We start from the raw sequence: 17,126 nt of genomic DNA, 5'->3' as shown, positions 1-17,126 counted from the left end.
ACCACCCTCTGATCCACTCCCGCAAGGGGGTACCTGTTCGCGTTGACTCCCCATAGCTTTTAACCATGAACGGCATATTTATAGCACTTATCGTAATCGCGATTATTCTCGCTCTTGTTGGCGGCTTCGTGAAAGCAGTGAACTTCCTCCTGTGGGTAGGTATCGTGCTGCTCGTCATAGCTGTCATCATGTGGCTCCTGCGAAGCATCAGCGGGAATAAGCGCTAACCCGATCCGCCCAAACTCGAATCACTGATTACCCCTCACTGATTCGCCCCCAACTGCGCCCGGTCGAACGCGCTCGGCCGGGCGCAGTTCTGTACCCGCAGAACCCCCTTGTGTCAACCCGATCGATGGCGAGCGAACTCCTCTCTAGCCTGGTTGAACTGAGACGAAGGGAGAATGATGAGCAGCCGCACTTTGCTCCAGGAATTAGCTTCAACGGCGGGCGTCTCGACGGTCGCATACGTCGACGGGCCGAGGGCGCTCCCTCAGGTCGAAGAAGAGTCTCGGCGCGAGGCGTTGCTTGACCGGCTGCGGTCGGCTGGTGCCCCGAAAGCTGATGTCGAGGCGATTGATGGCGCGCTTGCCCAAGCCAACGGAACGCCGAGCCCCTCGGCGCGATACTTAGTTGCCAGAAATGGATCAATTGAGGCCGACATCACCTTCCCCGGCCACAGATTTGGAAGCGAGATAGCTGCTTCGGGCCCGCTACCAACACTGCTTCCCCTAATCAGGCACCGTTCTAGACGCGTTCGCTACCTCGTTATCGAAACCGATCGAGAGGGGGCAGAGGTGCGTCTCGAGCGTGCGGATCAACATACCCCTGAGCACTCGGAACAGGTTGAGGGGCGAACCGACAGCCTCACGAAGGTGCAGACGGGTGGCACCTCGCACGCACGGTATCAGCGAGCTGCCGAAGAGGTGTGGAAGCACACCCAATCTGAGGTCGCTGAAGTCACTGATCGCCTGGTCAAGCAGCACAGGCCAGATTTCATTCTGATCTCGGGAGATGTTCGTGCGCGACAGTTGCTCATCGAGGGCCTCTCCGACGCGAGCTCGGCACTCGTGCACGAGTTCGAAGTGCACACGAGGGCTGACGGCGCAGACGACGACGGTATCGCGAACGCCATCGCAGAAATCGCCGAGTCGCACGTCGCGAATGGCATAGCGGCAGTGGTGGATCGGGCCAGATCAAGCGACGGAGCACTCGGAGCAGAGGGTGTGCAAGAGGTTGTCGAAGCGCTTCAACAGGCGCGGGTCGATACGCTCGTGCTCGACGCGAGACTCGAAGGTTCGAGCGAACAGCTCCATGCGCTCAGTGCCGAACCGTGGGTATCTGAAGATGCGCCCAATGACCTAGACGCCGAGTCGCTCGGAATGGTTTCTGCCGCAGAAGCGCTCGCTCGCGCGGCCGTTCTCACAGGCGCGAGAGTCATTATTAATGAAGAACAGTTCGAATCAGAAGATTCACCGCGCGCACACGCTGAGCCCGATCCGCCCATCGCCTCACTTCGCTGGGCGACAGAACTCAGCTCCCCCTGAATTCACGTCAGTCAGATCCACAACTACACCTTGGGCGGGCTCATGAACACCACCTCACTCGGCAGCGGTTTGCGCACAGTCGGGGTCGAGCAGGAGTTTCTTCTTGTCGATCCACTCGATGGACGCCCGGTTGCGGCGGCCGACTTCATGCTGTCGACTATGGGAGACCAGCCCGAGCCGACTGAGTCGCCGAGCTTGGAACGCGAGGTCAAGCAGGAGCAGATTGAGGTCACAACTCCCCCGCTGCGAACGCTCGACGAGATTGCTCGCTCAATTTCTGAAGCCCGCCGACTCGCCGACAGCAAGGCACTAGAATTCGGGGTTCGCGCGGTGGCCCTCGGCACGAGCGTGCTGCCGAGCCCGTCGCACCTCGCACGCAGCGCCAGGTATGCGGCGATACGTCGACGGTTTGGCATCACGCTCAAGGAGCAGCTCACCTGCGGATTCCATGTGCATGTGGGTATTTCGAGTCCTGAAGAGGGCATCGCGGTACTCGATCGGGTTCGCCCGTGGCTCCCCGCGCTTCTCGCGCTGAGCTCAAACTCTCCATTCTGGAACGGTGTAGACACCGGCTTCGCAAGCTACCGGTACCAGGCGTGGGGGCGCTGGCCGACATCTGGCCCGTACGACGTATTCGGTTCCGTAAACGAGTATCAGCGCAGGGTACGCAGCCTCATCGATACGGGAGTTCCGCTCGACAGCGGAATGATCTATTTCGACGCGCGTCTGTGTGACCACTATCCGACGGTCGAGTTTCGGGTGGCCGATATCTGCACAGATCCTGAGCACGCGGTCGCGGTTACGGCGCTCGCTCGCGCACTCGTTGACGTTGCCGCTCAAGAGTGGGCAAATGGCTTTCAACCCGATCCCGTGCCTACCGAGGTACTTCGCCTCGCGATGTGGTCAGCGAGCCGATTCGGGATTCGTGAGCACCTGCTCAATCCGCTTCTCGGTGAACCCTGCGATGCGCGTAGGGCCATTGATGCGCTGCTCGCTCACGTTCAGTCGGCGCTCACGAGCAATGGTGATTTCGCACGAACGGAGCGAGCTGTCGACGATATCTTCCGGCGTGGCACTGGGGCGGATCAGCAGAGGAACACCCTTCTTCGCACCGACAGCCCTCATGCCGTGGTGACTGAAGCGATCGAGCTCACGCACCGCTCGGCGGCCTCGACAGCGTTAGGCCCGAACTACGTGAGGTAGTTCGGGCCTAACGCTGCAAAAAGACACTACTTATCGAAAGCGTCCTTGAAGCCGTCTTTCGCATTCTCAACGGCGCTCTTCGCGTCGCCCTTAACCTGGTCGAGCTTGCCCTCAGCTTCGAGCTTCTCGTTGTCGGTCATCTCGCCGACCGATTCCTTCACTTTGCCCTTTGCCTTGTCTATTCCAGCTTCCATCTTGTCTGATGCGCCCATGGTGGCCTCCTTAGTTTGTTTGGTTCGAGACCACACTTTCATCTGCGCGTAATGACGCGAAAGGGGGTTGCGGATCGGCCCCCGGAGGCGCTAACTGTCGGCGGTTTGCTTCACTAAGCTTGTGCCTGGCAGTGCCGATCAAGATACTGAATCACCGAATCGAGTACTGACTCTCGCAGCTGCTCGCTCTCGTCACCAACAAAGGTTGCGTACTGCAGCAGCGGTCCGACGGCGAGCGCGAGCACATCGGTGACACTCTCGTCGCTTTCAAGTCGATACTCGGGTTCAACGAGTCGGCAGACGCTGGCAACGCGCTCGACATTGATCTCGCGCAACCGGGTTTTTACGGCGGGCAGATCCGCAACGCTTTGCGCTGCCAAGTACACGGCGCGGTAGTGCGGATCTTGGAGTGTGCGCCACTGCACTTCGAGGCTGTCGCGCAGCCGCTCCCGCACGCTGCCCCCGCCCGCAGTAAAGTGCGGCATCCGAAAGTCTTCGAGCAGCGCAACCACGAGGTCTTCTCGGGTTCTCCAGTGCCGGTATACGGTCGCCCGCGAGACGTCTGCGTGGCGCGCAATGTTCTGGTGGGTGAGGCCAATGAGCCCTTCTGTCGCGAGTATTTTCGCGGTGGCATCGAGCATGCATCGGCGCGAGCGACGTGCTCGCGGATCGACCACCTGCTCGAGCGCCATGAGTCCTCCGTCAGTTTGTTTCACCGTGTTACCGAGATCCAGCATGCCGAGTTGCAAGTTATACCTCAAGTAAGGTTTCATTATCTTCGAGACAAAATGTAACAGAAGTCGCGAGCGATCCACTTGCGACACTGGCGGAGGGGGCGCAATGCGCATCGCAGTACTCGGGGCAACAGGGGCAACAGGGCGCGAGATCGTCAAACAGGCCCTCTTTCAGGGCCACGAGGTCACTGCACTTGTACGACGCCCAGAGGCGCTCGATGTCACGCACGAGAGACTTTCGGTGGTCGTCGGCGACGCGACCGAGGAAAAGGTCATTGCCAACCTGGTTCCCGGACACGATGCGGTGATCGCGAGCCTCGGCCGCCCCGAATCTGGCCATAGCAAGGCAGAAATCGACGACTCGGTCGAGGTCAACGTCTGCTACGAGTCCACGAAGCACCTCTACAAGCACCTCCCCCAGCACGGCATCAAGCGCCTCGTTCTCATGAGCACGCACGGCTCGGGCACGAGCAACGACGGTTCCCCCTACGTCGTGCAGCTGCGCGACTGGGTAGGCAAGCGCGTGAAAGACAAAGACGACATGGAGGCGTTTATCGACGCGAACCGTGACGCACCGATCGACTTCACCGTGATCCGCAACCCACTGATTTACCCGGGCCAGGGCGGCCGCCCATTCGGCGTGTTTGAGCAGGTTGAGTTCGACGACACCTCGAAGATCCCGGTCTCAGACCTCGCACGCTTCGCAATCGCCGAGGCTGTCGACGGCATCTTTGTCAATAAGTTTGTTTCGATCTCCGAGCCACTCACCGGCCCCTCGGCCGCGAAGTGGCACCTCGCGAAGTAATGAGCGCTCACACCGATCAGCGCCTTCGCGAGCTCGCAGATCGCGAGTCGATCCACCGCACACTGCGCCGCTACGCGCAGGGTGTGGATCAGCGCCAGTGGGATCTGTATCGCTCAGCGTTCGCGCCCGGCGCTACGGTTGCGATTCCGGGGTGGATCGAGGGCTCCGTCACAGCTGAACACTTCATCGAACTGCTCAGCGGTGAGTTCGATGCGATCAGACTGTCTGGCCAGCATCACCTGGCAAACACTCTCATCGAGTTCGGACCAACTGAGACGCTCGAGGGCGAGGCAAGCGGGCCGGGCACCGCGCGTTCGGTGACTGAGTTTCTCGCAGTCAACGCGGAGCGGGCGTCAGACGACCCGACCGATACTCGCGTTCGTACGCAGTACTCGGGCGGCCTGCAGGTCGATGACCTCGTGCGCCATGATGGCGAGTGGCTCATTTCGCACCGCGTGCTCGTGCGCAAGAACGATGAGCAGTATCTCAACGAGCGCACCCCAGAACAGATCGCACTCATTGCAGATGCGGCCACGAACCCGGCGAGCGCCGGCCTCTAATCTTTCAGGAGCACCCAACTATGACGTTCACTCTCTCCGAGCTCGCCGACCGGGCTGAGATCGAAGACGCGCTTCATGCATACGCTCAGGCGCAGGATCAGGACAAATGGCAACTTTTCGACCGCGTGTTTTCAGGCGACTCGGTCATCGAGCTCAAGGGCCTGCCAGTTCCGCCACTCAACGCAGAAGCGATGCGCGGGTTCTTGCAAGACTTCAACCGCACCCGCGTTACGGGCCAGCACCTTATCACCAACACGCTCATCGAGTTGAACGGTGACGAGGCCCGCAGCGTCTCTGAGGTGTTCCACCTCACGCTGCAGACCACCGAGCAAGAGGGTGTGCTCAAGCGCTCGCGCGGCGGGTCACTCTATGCAGACGCGTGGTCGCGAACCGAAGACGGGTGGCGCATCACGCACCGCGTTGTAACGCAGAAGCATCTCGACGAGTCCGAGGTCGAATACTCGCCAGAGCTGCTGCAGACCATCAGTGCTGGGGCGGGCATCGACTGGTTCACAGTTGACCTGAAGAACGGGGGCCTCGCATGAGCCGGGTACTACTCATCGGCGTAACGGGCACAGTCGGTTCGGCGGTGCGCGAGGTGCTGACCGAAGCGGGGTACGAACTTGTGACCGCCGACTTCAATGAAGCACCCGGAATCGCGGATCACCACATCGACATCACCGATTCTGCTTCGATCGCGAAAGTGCTCGCTGCCGCCGGAGAGATCGATGCCGTGGCGGTGACCGTCGGCGAGCTCGAGCTCGCTCAGCTCCCAGACCTCGAACTCAGTGCCATCACGTCTTCGATCTCGAGCAAGCTCACCTCGCAGATCGATGTTGCGCTCCAGTCACTCGCGACGCTCAAGCCCGGTGGATCGATCACCCTCGTGTCGGGCATCATGTCGCGCATCCCCTGGCGCGGCGGCATCACTGCGGCCGTGGTCAACGGCGGACTCGACGCATTCGTTGTCGCAATGGCTGCCGAGCTGAACCTCGACCGCCGCATCAACTCCGTGAGCCCGAGCATTCTGCAAGAGTCGATCGACAAGCTCGGCGGCCCCAATCCGCTTCCCGGCCACACCCCGATTCCTGCGCGCCTCGTCGCTGAGCACTATCTCAGGTCGATCGCGGGCATCGAATCCGGCAAAACGTTCACCGTCGGCTTTTAAGCAGCCACCAACAATCCAAGAGGAACACCATGACCAAGAGATCTTTCGCCGCAGTCACCGGCACCGCAACACTCGCAGCCGCGCTCGTGCTCACCGGGTGCGCATCTGGCAGTGGATCGCCAGCGGCAGACGCAGGTGACCCGGTCGAGGGCGGAACCCTCACCTGGGCCATTGCCGCGGAGCCGTCGTGCTTTGCCCCCGCGTTTCACCAGCTGCTTTCAGACCGCGCGGTGATCCGCAACTACATCGACTCGCTCGTGTACCAGGAAGAAGATGGCACCTTCACCCCGTGGCTTGCGACCGGATGGGAAGTTTCTGAAGACGGCACGACCTACACCTTCGACATCGCAGAGGGTGTGACGTTCACCGACGGCGAGCCGCTCACTGCCGTGGCTGTGAAGGTGAACCTCGACTATACGCGCGACGCCGCGAACGGTTCGACCTACGCTGGTTTGCTTGGCTCGGTCAGCGAGATTACTGCTGACGGCCAGTCGCTCACGATCCAGCTGTCTTCGCCCGACTCGTCGCTGCTCGACTCGCTCTCGAGCGTCGCGCTCGGCATTGTTTCGCCCGTTGGCGTCGAATTAGGCGACGAACTGTGCGCGATCGACTCGGGCCTCGCAGGCACTGGAGCGTTCGTGCTCGGTGATTACACCCGCGGCGACCAGCTCACCCTGACCCGCAACGACGACTACACGTCGGCACCCGAGAGCCTCGATCACGACGGTGCGGCGTACCTTGAAGAGGTCACCTACAAGTTCATTCCCGAGGATTCGGTGCGCATCGGTGCGCTGAAGTCGGGTCAGGTCGACGCGATCTCGGGCATCCCGGCGCTCGACGTCGCTGGCATCGAGTCAGACGCATCGCTGCAGTACCTCAACGGACCCCGCACGTCGATGCCGTTCGGCTTCACGATCAACGCCGACGCGGCGAATGCGCCGTGGGACGAGGTCACGCTCCGCCAGGCGTTCCGCGATAGCTTCGACGTCGACGCCATCGTTGAGTCGGTCTACCGCGGCGAGGTCGATCGCGCGTACAGCTACGTCGGTGGCGACAGCCCCGAGTTCGATGAGTCGCTCGTCGAGGCGTGGGGCAACGACCCCGAGGGCGCAAACGAGCTACTCGATGCAGCAGGCTGGACCGAGCGCGACAGCGACGGCTACCGCGTGAAAGACGGCGAGCGCCTCACACTCGACGTGACCTACGACTCGGATTCGATCCGCGATTCGCGTGACACCCTCATCGAGGCCGTGCAAGATCAGGCCGCGAAGAACGTTGGCATCGAGGTCAACTTCACGACCCCAACCTGGGCCGAGGTTTCGACACAGATCGCCGAGGGCACCTGGTCGGTATACCCCGGTTCGTTCGGCAAGGTCGACTACGCGAACAACGTGATTGGCGTCTGGGGCGGCTTCTTCTTCGCCGCGACCGACTACAAGCCCACTGGCGCTATCGAGGCCGCAACGCAGGCGGCGAACGCCCTCACCCAGGAAGACCGCGTCGCTGCACTGAACACCGTGCAGCAGGAGCTCGTGATGGACGAAGCGATCTTCGTTCCAGTTGCTGAGTCGACCTTCCAGATCGCAGCGCGCGCATCGGTCGGTGGCCTTGGCTTCGACTACTCGAGCGCGAACCCCGACGGCAACTACGGAGTCTGGGTGGCCGCCACCGAATGAGCCTAAACTCTCAGAGCATCGTGCTCCTGCGGGGCGCCCTTCGGCGTCTCGCAGGGGCCGTTGTCGTACTCTGGGCGGCCGTCACCGTGACGTTCATTGGCATCCGCGCAATGCCGGGTTCCGTCGAAGACGTCGTGCTCGGCATCCACGCGAACGAACCGGGCCTGCGCGAGCAGGTGCGTTCGAGCCTCGGCCTCGATCAGCCGATCCTCGTGCAGTATTTTCAGTATCTCGGCCAGATAATTACCGGCGATTTTGGCCGCTCATTTGTGCTCCGCGCCGATGTCTCTGACGTGGTCTTCTCGCAGTTGGGCCCGACACTGCAGTTGGCGGGCGCCTCACTCCTCACGGCGCTGGTCGTGGTGTGGATCATTGCCGTCACCACCTCTGGCGGCTCCCCACGCACCGAGCGCATCATCGGCATCGCCGAACTGCTCGCGATCTGCATCCCGACGTTCTGGGCCGGGTCGCTCCTCATCATCTGGTTTTCGTTCGGGCTCAACTGGTTCCCGGCATCGGGCGCTGATGGTCCCGCTGCGCTCGTGCTGCCGACGATCACGCTGCTCCTGCCGCTCGCCGGTGTGCTCTCACAGTTCATGCGCGAGGAGATCGGCCGGCAACTTCGCCTCCCCTACGTCGTGAGCGCGCGCAGCCGCGGCATCAGCGAGTTCAGACTTCGCAACGTGCACCTCGTGCCGCACGCGGCCGTTTCGACGCTCACGGTTGCCGGCACACTATTCGGCTCGCTCATCGGCGGCGCGGTCATCGTTGAAACCGTATTCGGCAGGCCGGGTCTCGGGCGCGTGGCGCTCAGCGCGGTCGGGTCGCAAGACACCCCGGTGATCATCGCGGTGGTTGTGCTCATCACCACGGCATGCGTCGTGATTTCGACAGTGGTGGATCTCATCGCGCTCTGGATCGACCCCCGCTATCGGGAGGAACTCGCATGACCACCTCACCCCAGCTCAAGGGAGGGCGCGCTCGCAAGCCTCGTGGCCCGGTCTTCAAGCCCGAGCGGCGCGGCCTCGGCGGCCTCCCCGCGACAGTGTGGGCGGCGCTCCTCGTCGCACTCGTGATCGTTATCGCAATCACCGCGCCAGGGTTGCTCGGTGCGGGAGACCCGAACGCGACCGATCCACTGACTTCACTCATGCCGCCAAGTGCCCAGCACTGGTTTGGCACCGACGAGCTGGGTCGCGACCTGTACTCGCGCGTCGTCTACGGTGCGCGCTACTCGGTCGTGATTGGCGTGCTCGCGGTCATCTTCGCGGTTGTTGTAGGCGGTGCGCTCGGATTGCTCGCTGCGCTCGGTGGTCGCGTGCTCGACGAGGTGCTCAGCCGCCTGTTCGACCTGCTTTCGGCGTTTCCGTCGATCCTCATGGCGCTGCTGTTCGCCACCTTCTTCGGCCGCGGCACCATCAATCTCGCGCTCGCCGTTGGCATCGCGATCATTCCGGCATTTGGCAGGATTATCAGGCGCCAGGCACTCGCAATTCGCGACTCCGACTTCGTCACCGCAGCGGTCACGTTTGGCGAGACGCGGTTCCGCATCGTGCTGCGACACATTCTTCCGAACGTGTTCACGTCGGTTCTGCTGCTCGCCGCAATCGAGGTCGGTGCTGCGATCCTCACCGTTTCTGGCATCTCGTTCGTCGGCCTCGGCCCCGAGCGCCCCGCACCCGAATGGGGCTCGCTGCTCGCCGAGGGCCGAAGCGTCGCCGCGTACGGATGGTGGCCCACCGTCTTCCCCGGCCTCGCAATCGTCGTCACGATCGTCTCGTGCACAGCGCTCGGCCGGTACCTGCAGCGCCGCTTCGAACGGAGGCTCACCGCATGACCACTCCTCCTCTGCTCAGTGTTCGCAACCTCAGTGTCGACTACGCCTCAGCGCACGGCCCCGTGCACGCGGCGGTCGGCATCTCCTTCGATTTGCACCCCGGCGAGTGCGTCGCGCTCGTAGGCGAATCAGGCTCGGGCAAAACCACCGTGGGCCGCGCACTGCTCGGTCTGCTCGGCAATTCAGCGACGGTGAATGCCGACACTCTCGAAATCGAGGGTCGCGACGCGCTCTCATTCGATAACCGCGACTGGCGTTCGGTGCGCGGTGGAACCGTCGGCCTCGTCTTGCAGGACGCGCTTGTGTCACTCGATCCACTGCGAAGCATTGGCCAGGAAGTGTCGGAAGCGATGCGTGCGAGCGGGAAGAAGCTAGGGCGTAAGGAACGCAAGGCTGCGGTGATCCCCACGCTCGAGGGCGTGGGGCTGCCTGACGCCGCCACGCACGTGCGCCAGCACGCGCACCAGCTTTCGGGTGGGCAGCGTCAGCGCGCGCTCATCGCAACGGCGGTTGCGGGCGAGCCCCGCATTCTCATCGCCGACGAGCCGACGACCGCGCTCGACGTGACCGTGCAGCGGCAGGTGATCGATCTGCTGCGCCAGGAGCGCGAGCAGGGTCTCGGGGTTGTGCTCATCAGTCACGACCTCGCGGTCGTCGCCGAGATTGCGGATCGCGTGCTCGTCATGCGCGGCGGCGAGGTACTCGAGCAGGGCACGCCTGCCGAGGTGCTCGAGAACCCTCAGAACGAATACACGAGGTCGCTCATTGCGGCGGTACCCGGGACGGAGCCCGCGAGTTCGGCGGATCCCGCTGATCCGCTCGGCACGGCCGGCGCCGACGAGCGTGCCGACTCCCCTCAAGCCGTCGACCCTGCGCCCACCGCTCCCGCGACGCTCACGGCCACCGGGCTGCACGTCACTTACCGCGTGCCGGGCGTGCCTGAACCAAAGATCGGGCTCAGCGACGTTTCCCTCGAGGTGCACCAGGGGCGCGCGCTCGGTATCGTCGGGGAGTCCGGGTCTGGCAAGAGCACGCTCCTCCGTGTGCTCCTCGCATTGCAGGAACCCGCGCAAGGCAACGTCACACTCGACGGCGAGCCCTGGTCTGGCATTCCAGAAGCGAAGCGGCGCGTTCGGCGGCCAAGGCTGCAGCTGGTCGCGCAGGATCCACTGAGTGCCTTCAACCCACGCTTCGACGTGAGCCAGGTACTCGGCGAGGCTCTGCTGCGCGTGCCCGCGGGCGAGCGCGACCGCCGCATCGCCGAGGTGCTCGACGCGGTCGCGCTACCAACAACCGTGCTCACACGGCACCCGCTGCAGCTCTCGGGTGGGCAGCGACAGCGGATCGCGATCGCCCGCGCGCTCACCGCCGAACCAGAGATTCTGTTCTGCGACGAGGCCGTGTCGGCACTCGACGTGGTCGTGCAGGCGCAGATTCTCGATTTGTTGGATCGACTCAAGCGCGAGCGCGACCTCGGCATCGTGTTCGTCTCGCACGACCTCGGGGTCATCGCCGAGGTGTGTGACGACGTGCTCGTGCTCAAGGACGGGGTCGTTGTCGAGTCAGGATCGACCGATGCGGTCTACGGCTCGCCGCAGCACCCCTACACGCAGGCGCTACTCGCGGCACGCCCGATGCTCGGAGCGGTGTGAGCGACGCTGCCAGCGTTGGCGACGTGGGCGGTGCACACCGCCCATCTACGCCCGAGCCCTCGTTTGGACCCGCCACCGGACCAGCCAGGTTCGGCGCCGCTGCTGCGCAAATCATGGCGAACGGCATACCTGCCGACGTCGATGAGTGGTCGCGCTGGGCACTACTCGACACAGTCGCGGTGGCCGTGGGCGGCGCCGGTACGCGAGTGACGCGCGCAGCGATCGCTGCTGCTGGTCGCCACCTTGGCGCGGCGCCGCTACTCGTTGCTCCCGGCTCTGCCTCACCCGAGTGGGCCGCGCTCGTGCTGAGCACCGCGGCGAACGCGCTCGATTACGACGATGGTCACGTTGAAGGGGGTGGGATCCACGCGGGTTCAACCGTCGTTGGCACTCTGCTGGCCGCCGCGCCAGACACGGTTACCACCGCGCAGCTGCGCTCAGCAATGGTGATCGGCTACGAGGTCGCGATTCGTGCGGGCTACCTCGCGTCGCCAGATGTTTCCGGTCACGACTACCGCACGAGCGGCTATGCCGCCGCGATCGGTGCGGCTGCTGCCGCTTCTGCCGCTACCGGTTCCGACGAGATGCTCGATGCACCAGCACCCCCAACTTCGCGCACGGCGCTCATTGCTGCGGCGATCCGCCTCGCGACCGCGCACGCACCCGTGGCATCGTTCGTGTCTGGTGGCGCGCGCGAATCAACGGGCTGGGCCGCGCTCACTGCCGTGGGCACCGTGGAACTTGCGCTATCTGGTCTCGCCCCGAGCGCGGAGGAAGAGCGCGCCGTTGTGCCCGCGGGCCCCACTCTTTTCGACCCTGCTGGTGCTGCCCCTAAGTCACGCTGGTACAACCTCGACGAGGGATTCTTGGCACCCGGCTGCTACTTCAAGCCTTACCCCTGCTGCCGTGCGGCACACGCAGCGATCGATGCGACGCTCGAACTTCTCGATTCTGGCGCGCTTGATCCACTAACCGACTCCCCGATCTTCGTCGGTCTTCCCGCCGGAGCCGCAGCTCTCACCGAACGCCGACCCGTCGACCTCGGCGAGGCGCAGTTCGCGGTGCCATTCCTCATCGGCCTGACCATTGCGAGAGGGGTTGACGGGTTGCGCAGCCTCGGTCGCGTGCCGCTCAAGTCACTCGTCGGTGATCCAGAAATTCAACGGCAGACTGACCGCGTGCGGCTCGAGGTCGACCCCGATTTAGATGCGGATCCTGGCACCGGTTACCCCGCCCGTGTCACCGTGGGCGATGATCCCACACACAACACCGTCACCATTCGCGACGCCCTGGGCTCACCGCAGCGGCCACTCGACAAGCAGGCGCGCCTCCGTAAGGCGCATGATCTCCTCGTTCCAGCCGCAGGGCCCGCAGCAGCTTCAAAGATCATCGATGCGCTCGTCGATCCACCCGCTGACCAGACGCTCGCCCAACTGCGCGCCCTGCTCACAACACACCTCGCTACCCACCAAGCGTCAGGCGAAGTCTGAGCACCAGGCGAACGCTCAGGCAAAAATCGTACGTATGACGCCCAAACTTCGCCTGTAGCTAACTGAGGGCATCACAAACAGACCGTTGCGCTCGCGGCCCACACGCGAGATCGTGGAAGTACCCGATCGAAGGGAGCGATATGTGTCGCTTATTCGGATACGTCTCACACGAACGCACGTCGCCCGTAAAGGAACTCGGCGAGGAGGACTTCGAGGAGTTCACATCACTCACTCGCGTGCACTCTGACGGGTGGGGCATGGCCTGGCGAGATCCAGAGACAAAACGGATCGAGGTGCGACGATCGCCGCTCCGCGCCGACAATGACCCCGAGTACGCTAAGCTCTCAACCCAGTTGCACAGTAAGGCCGGGTTCGTGCACCTGCGCTGGGCGACCGGCAACCTCGCCATCACGCAAGAAAACACTCACCCGTTTCTCGACGACAACATGGCGTTCGCGCACAACGGCAACATCGAACCGATTAGCCAGCTCGAGGAGCTGCTCACGGCCGATTCAATGAGCCGGTTGCGCGGTGCCACCGATAGTGAGCGGTATTTTCAGCTCATTCGCCAGTGCGTTGAAGCGACTGGTGACGAGCGTCAGGGGGTGACGCAGGCGTTGCGCATCCTCATGCACCACTTCCCAAATGCGAGCCTCAACGCCCTGCTCCTCACGAGCACTCACCTGTTTGCGATCCACGTGAACAGCCGAGCAGATTCTCCGCAGGACAAGGTGCGCGCGCTGTTTGAGTCACCAGACGCGGTTCCGGCACGCCACGGCAACGAGTACTACGCCATGGACTACCGCCACGACTCATCGGGCTTCACGGTGATCTCGAGCGGCATCACGCGCACGGGGTGGACCGCGGCGGCTACCGACGCCGCCGCCATTATCGACCTCGAGACCCGCGAGCGCGAGCGCCTCGACCTGATTGGGTGAGCACAGAACAGAATCTCGGAGGGAGCCACCATCATCGATAATTCAACTGAGCGCCTCACTGTCGCTGACGCAGCAAGCTGGCGAGCATGGCTCGACGAACACGAAAGCTCCAGCGACGGTGTCTGGCTGACGCTCGCAAAGAAGGGCACGACAACACCCACATCGTTGAGTTACGCTGAGGCCCTCGAAGAGGCGCTGTGTAGCGGGTGGATCGACGGGCGCAGAGAATCACTCGACGCAGCAACCTACGTAGAACTGTTCACGCCGCGTCGCGCCCGATCCACTTGGTCGAAACGAAACGTCGAGCGCGTCACCCGCCTCATCGAAGCGGGCCGGATGCGCGAGCGGGGGTTCGCAGAGATTGAACGGGCCCAAGCCGATGGGCGTTGGGATCGGGCGTACTGACCTCTTTTTCGGTGGTCACTTTCGTGCAAGGTTTCGCCGCCTGAAGCACCAAACTGACCACTGAAGCGGGTTCGGCCACGCATTTTCGCTTAATTAACACTGGTCATTTTGCACTCGATGCTGCGACCATAAATTACCCGGAGGTGTCAAAGATGACTCGAATGCCCGCACCGAACGAATCAAAACCACTCCACCACGTCGGCGCACAGGTTGCCGACGCACTCGACCTCGAACCGCATGATCTAAGCAAACTCGATCCAACACCTACGCTTCCCACCTGGCAATCGAATCTGCGCGTCGCAGAACTTGCCTACGACAGCGCCGCCCTCGCGTCGCTGGCGATGTACCTAGTTAGTAAAGACCGCGAGATCTCCCCGCAGTTAGAGCAGCGGATCATGCCGAATGCGTCGCGACTCCAAGCCTCCTTCGGCAGCGAGAAGCTGTTCCGATTCGACGGCAGAACTCCGACTATTTGGGCGTCGCTCTCTGGCTTCTGGCGGGTCAGCGACGGATGGGTGCGCACGCACGGCAACTACCCGCATCACGCAGAGCGCCTTGCGAAGCTTCTTGGTCTCTCACCCGAAGCGGATCGCGCAACAGTCGAAGCCAAAATGCTGCACTGGACCCGATTCGCTCTCGAAGCGCAAGCGGCAGAAGTTGGGGCGCTCGCGATCGCAGTGAGAGATCAGTCTGAGTGGCGGCACCACCCTCAGTATCCGGCGCTCGAGCAGAGTCCGGTCATCCACTTCGAGGCGCGCGGGCAAGCACCACCCCGCTCCTGGCATAACACCAACAAACACCCGCTCTCCGGCGTGCGCGTGCTCGACCTGACGCGCGTAATCGCGGGCCCGGTGGCAACGCGAGATCTCGCCATCGTGGGCGCCGACGTGTTGCGCATAGATTCCCCGAGGTTGCCCGAGCCCGCCTGGCAACACCTCGATACGGGTCACGAGAAGCGATCCACCCTGCTCGACTTCGACGACCCTGCTGACTTCGCAATGCTGCAACAGCTGCTCGCAGGGGCCGACGTCGTCGTGCACGGCTATCGCCCTACCGCACTCGCCAAATACGGACTCGACTTCGAGACCCTGCACCGGCAGTTTCCCGGCATCATCGTGGCGCAGCTCTCAGCCTGGGGAACGCGCGGCACGTGGGGCGACCGGCGCGGATTCGACAGCCTCGTGCAGGCGGCGAGCGGCATCGCGGTGCTCGAGAGCAAGGACGGCGGCGAGACCCCCGGCGCACTGCCAGTGCAGGCGCTCGACCACTCGGCGGGCCACTTACTCGTTGCCGCAATTGCGACGGCGCTGCGGCGCCAGCGCACAGGGGGTGGATCGTACGACATCCAAATGAGCCTCGCCAAAATTGCGGGCGAACTGCTCGCCGCAGGCCTCGCCGACAATTGGGTGGATCAGCCTGCGCCCCAAGACCTCCCGACTGTGCAGGTGCCAGTCAACTCTCCGACCCGCGATACTCATTTGGTCACGTGCGCCCCGCCCCTCCTCGACTACCCCGGAGCACCCACCAACTACCGCTCCCCTCTCCACGAATGGGGCACCGACGAACCGCGCTGGATCGCTCACTAATGAGGCGGCTTGTTGCCGTGCGTGCGGGATCGACGCACAACTAGGTGCTTGCCGAGGACCTTCACGCTGTGGACGGCCCTCGACGAGATCGCCTCGGCAGGAGGCCACTGGGCGACGCTCCCGGTGTCCACGTCGTCCGGCATCGCGGCGACGCCGATGGCGTCCCCCGCGTCCGGGTACGAGCCGGAGAAGAAGCAGGCGAGTCCCGTTCGATCGGGATCAACCGGGACATCCTCTGAGCCGCAGGTGTTGTCGACCTCGGAGACCTTCTGGCGGTCAGTGCCGTAGTCCTTGAGGAGGAAGGCAGCGACGCCGCCGTAGGGCACGGACTTGTCGAAGTCGCTCCAGGCCGGGTCGACCTCGATGAGGATCTCCGGCTCGCCGTTGGCGTTGAAAGTGGTGCGGGCCTTCTTGATCTCGGGCGTGGACCACTCGACGCTCAGCGTGGTGGTCTTGTAGGAGACGAGTGCGTCGGTGTCGTTCGGGTTTGAGGGGTCGGACATGATGTTGCAGCCGATACCGTTGGCGGCCTTGCCGAAGTAGGTGAGCGTGAGCTCGCCGCCGGGGTACCGCATGCCCGTCTCGTCGAGCGTCATCCGGAACGTGTTGTTGCCGAAGGCATCGGTGCCTTCAGGCAGCGCCGGGAGATCAGCCCACGAAGAGGTGCCGTCCGCGTCGGTGGCCAGGATGAACGCAGGGGGCAGCGATGGACAGGTCCGTTCGTCCTCGGGCAGGTCGGAGAAGCTGACGAGTTCGCTGTAACGGAGCTCCCGCGTCCCGCCGGTGCTGAACACAGAGCCTCCACCCGGAAGCGTCGGGACAATCACCTCACCGCTGAGGGGCGTCGCCGGGTCATCGGAGCTGAGAGCTGGTTCGGCGACGGTTGCCGAGCCGCTCATTAGGTCCATTGTCTCTTCTGGTGCCGGAGTCGGCAAAGCAGTTGAGGACTCTTCAGACAGCGAAGTCGGACTGGACTCGCTTGTCGCATTCTCGGCCGTCGCAGCAGTTGGCTCAGCCGGAGCAGCGAGCGATGCGATCGGGGTGAGCTGGGTCGCGAAGACGCTCAGGGCGAGGCCACTTGCGAGGAGTCCGAGCAGCCGTGTGCTCGATCTTGATGAAGCCCGGTGCAATCGCGCGCCGGATTTGGTGAGCTCTTTCAACTCGAATCACTCTGTTCAGTTGTAGTTGTGCGCGAGGCTTTTGCTGTGCAGAAGCGAAGCCTGAGCGCGGCTTGTCAGGCAAATTATGAATTGACTATGCCTCCTCACAATTAGAGCTCAGCCCGGCATCGGATGTACAGCCGACTCGCTCGCTCG

17 protein-coding genes and 1 pseudogene are annotated in these 17,126 nt (G+C 63.3%); 15 read left to right on the top strand and 3 right to left on the bottom strand.

What is annotated here, in order from left to right:
• Positions 1 to 65: 65 nt before the first annotated feature.
• The 3 genes from H9L06_RS10695 (at position 66) to H9L06_RS10685 (ending at position 2,747) form a co-directional block, all read left to right on the top strand.
• Positions 66 to 227, top strand: a complete 162-nt coding sequence (locus H9L06_RS10695) for a hypothetical protein (RefSeq protein WP_187555148.1) — start codon at positions 66 to 68, stop codon at positions 225 to 227.
• 177 nt (positions 228 to 404) lie between these two features.
• The gene (locus tag H9L06_RS10690; RefSeq protein WP_187555147.1) at positions 405 to 1,544 is read left to right on the top strand and encodes a baeRF2 domain-containing protein; all 1,140 of its coding nucleotides are present in this window, start codon (positions 405 to 407) and stop codon (positions 1,542 to 1,544) included.
• A gap of 42 nt (positions 1,545 to 1,586) precedes the next feature.
• Positions 1,587 to 2,747, top strand: a complete 1,161-nt coding sequence (locus H9L06_RS10685) for a carboxylate-amine ligase (RefSeq protein WP_187555146.1) — start codon at positions 1,587 to 1,589, stop codon at positions 2,745 to 2,747.
• Positions 2,748 to 2,773: 26 nt separating this feature from the next.
• Here the strand turns inward: H9L06_RS10685 and H9L06_RS10680 are convergent, their stop codons facing one another.
• Together H9L06_RS10680 and H9L06_RS10675 are read right to left on the bottom strand one after the other, a co-directional pair.
• A complete protein-coding gene (locus H9L06_RS10680) occupies positions 2,774 to 2,959 on the bottom strand; it encodes a CsbD family protein (RefSeq protein ID WP_187555145.1) in 186 nt (61 codons plus the stop codon).
• A gap of 113 nt (positions 2,960 to 3,072) precedes the next feature.
• Complete coding sequence (locus H9L06_RS10675; protein ID WP_187555144.1) at positions 3,073 to 3,708, bottom strand: TetR/AcrR family transcriptional regulator; 636 nt, start codon at positions 3,706 to 3,708, stop codon at positions 3,073 to 3,075.
• A 91-nt stretch (positions 3,709 to 3,799) separates the two neighbouring features.
• Between H9L06_RS10675 and H9L06_RS10670 the strand changes: the two genes are divergently transcribed.
• From H9L06_RS10670 to H9L06_RS10615, 12 genes and pseudogenes are all read left to right on the top strand, one after another.
• Positions 3,800 to 4,498, top strand: a complete 699-nt coding sequence (locus H9L06_RS10670; RefSeq protein ID WP_187555143.1) for an NAD(P)-dependent oxidoreductase — start codon at positions 3,800 to 3,802, stop codon at positions 4,496 to 4,498.
• Positions 4,498 to 5,058 (top strand): nuclear transport factor 2 family protein, encoded by a 561-nt coding sequence (locus H9L06_RS10665; protein WP_187555142.1) that lies wholly within the window; start codon positions 4,498 to 4,500, stop codon positions 5,056 to 5,058. The genes H9L06_RS10670 and H9L06_RS10665 overlap by 1 nt, the downstream gene beginning before the upstream one ends.
• Before the next feature lie 20 nt (positions 5,059 to 5,078).
• Positions 5,079 to 5,603, top strand: a complete 525-nt coding sequence (locus H9L06_RS10660) for a nuclear transport factor 2 family protein (protein WP_187555141.1) — start codon at positions 5,079 to 5,081, stop codon at positions 5,601 to 5,603.
• The gene (locus H9L06_RS10655) at positions 5,600 to 6,226 is read left to right on the top strand and encodes a short chain dehydrogenase (protein ID WP_187555140.1); all 627 of its coding nucleotides are present in this window, start codon (positions 5,600 to 5,602) and stop codon (positions 6,224 to 6,226) included. The genes H9L06_RS10660 and H9L06_RS10655 overlap by 4 nt, the downstream gene beginning before the upstream one ends.
• A gap of 29 nt (positions 6,227 to 6,255) precedes the next feature.
• Positions 6,256 to 7,902: an ABC transporter substrate-binding protein gene (locus H9L06_RS10650; RefSeq protein ID WP_187555139.1), complete on the top strand. Its 1,647-nt coding sequence runs from the start codon at positions 6,256 to 6,258 to the stop codon at positions 7,900 to 7,902.
• Positions 7,899 to 8,852, top strand: coding sequence for an ABC transporter permease (locus tag H9L06_RS10645; protein ID WP_187555138.1), 954 nt, complete (start codon positions 7,899 to 7,901; stop codon positions 8,850 to 8,852). Before H9L06_RS10650 ends, H9L06_RS10645 begins: the two co-directional genes overlap by 4 nt.
• On the top strand, positions 8,849 to 9,739 hold the full coding sequence (locus H9L06_RS10640; protein WP_187555137.1) for an ABC transporter permease: 891 nt from the start codon (positions 8,849 to 8,851) through the stop codon (positions 9,737 to 9,739). The genes H9L06_RS10645 and H9L06_RS10640 overlap by 4 nt, the downstream gene beginning before the upstream one ends.
• Positions 9,736 to 11,391: a dipeptide ABC transporter ATP-binding protein gene (locus H9L06_RS10635; protein WP_187555136.1), complete on the top strand. Its 1,656-nt coding sequence runs from the start codon at positions 9,736 to 9,738 to the stop codon at positions 11,389 to 11,391. The genes H9L06_RS10640 and H9L06_RS10635 overlap by 4 nt, the downstream gene beginning before the upstream one ends.
• On the top strand, positions 11,388 to 12,881 hold the full coding sequence (locus H9L06_RS10630; protein WP_187555135.1) for an MmgE/PrpD family protein: 1,494 nt from the start codon (positions 11,388 to 11,390) through the stop codon (positions 12,879 to 12,881). The genes H9L06_RS10635 and H9L06_RS10630 overlap by 4 nt, the downstream gene beginning before the upstream one ends.
• A gap of 140 nt (positions 12,882 to 13,021) precedes the next feature.
• Positions 13,022 to 13,819, top strand: coding sequence for a class II glutamine amidotransferase (locus H9L06_RS10625; protein ID WP_187555134.1), 798 nt, complete (start codon positions 13,022 to 13,024; stop codon positions 13,817 to 13,819).
• Positions 13,820 to 13,852: 33 nt separating this feature from the next.
• A pseudogene (locus tag H9L06_RS10620) lies at positions 13,853 to 14,221 on the top strand (YdeI/OmpD-associated family protein); the annotation flags it as partial.
• 155 nt (positions 14,222 to 14,376) lie between these two features.
• Entirely contained in the window at positions 14,377 to 15,810 is a 1,434-nt protein-coding gene (locus H9L06_RS10615) for a CoA transferase (protein WP_187555133.1), read from the top strand.
• Here the strand turns inward: H9L06_RS10615 and H9L06_RS10610 are convergent.
• A complete protein-coding gene (locus H9L06_RS10610; RefSeq protein WP_187555132.1) occupies positions 15,807 to 16,709 on the bottom strand; it encodes a hypothetical protein in 903 nt (300 codons plus the stop codon). The genes H9L06_RS10615 and H9L06_RS10610 overlap by 4 nt on opposite strands.
• Positions 16,710 to 17,126 lie beyond the last annotated feature (417 nt).

The sequence above is a fragment of the Leucobacter denitrificans genome (assembly GCF_014396385.1).
GTDB lineage: Bacteria > Actinomycetota > Actinomycetes > Actinomycetales > Microbacteriaceae > Leucobacter > Leucobacter denitrificans.
This window is presented reverse-complemented; position numbering and strand designations above follow the sequence as displayed.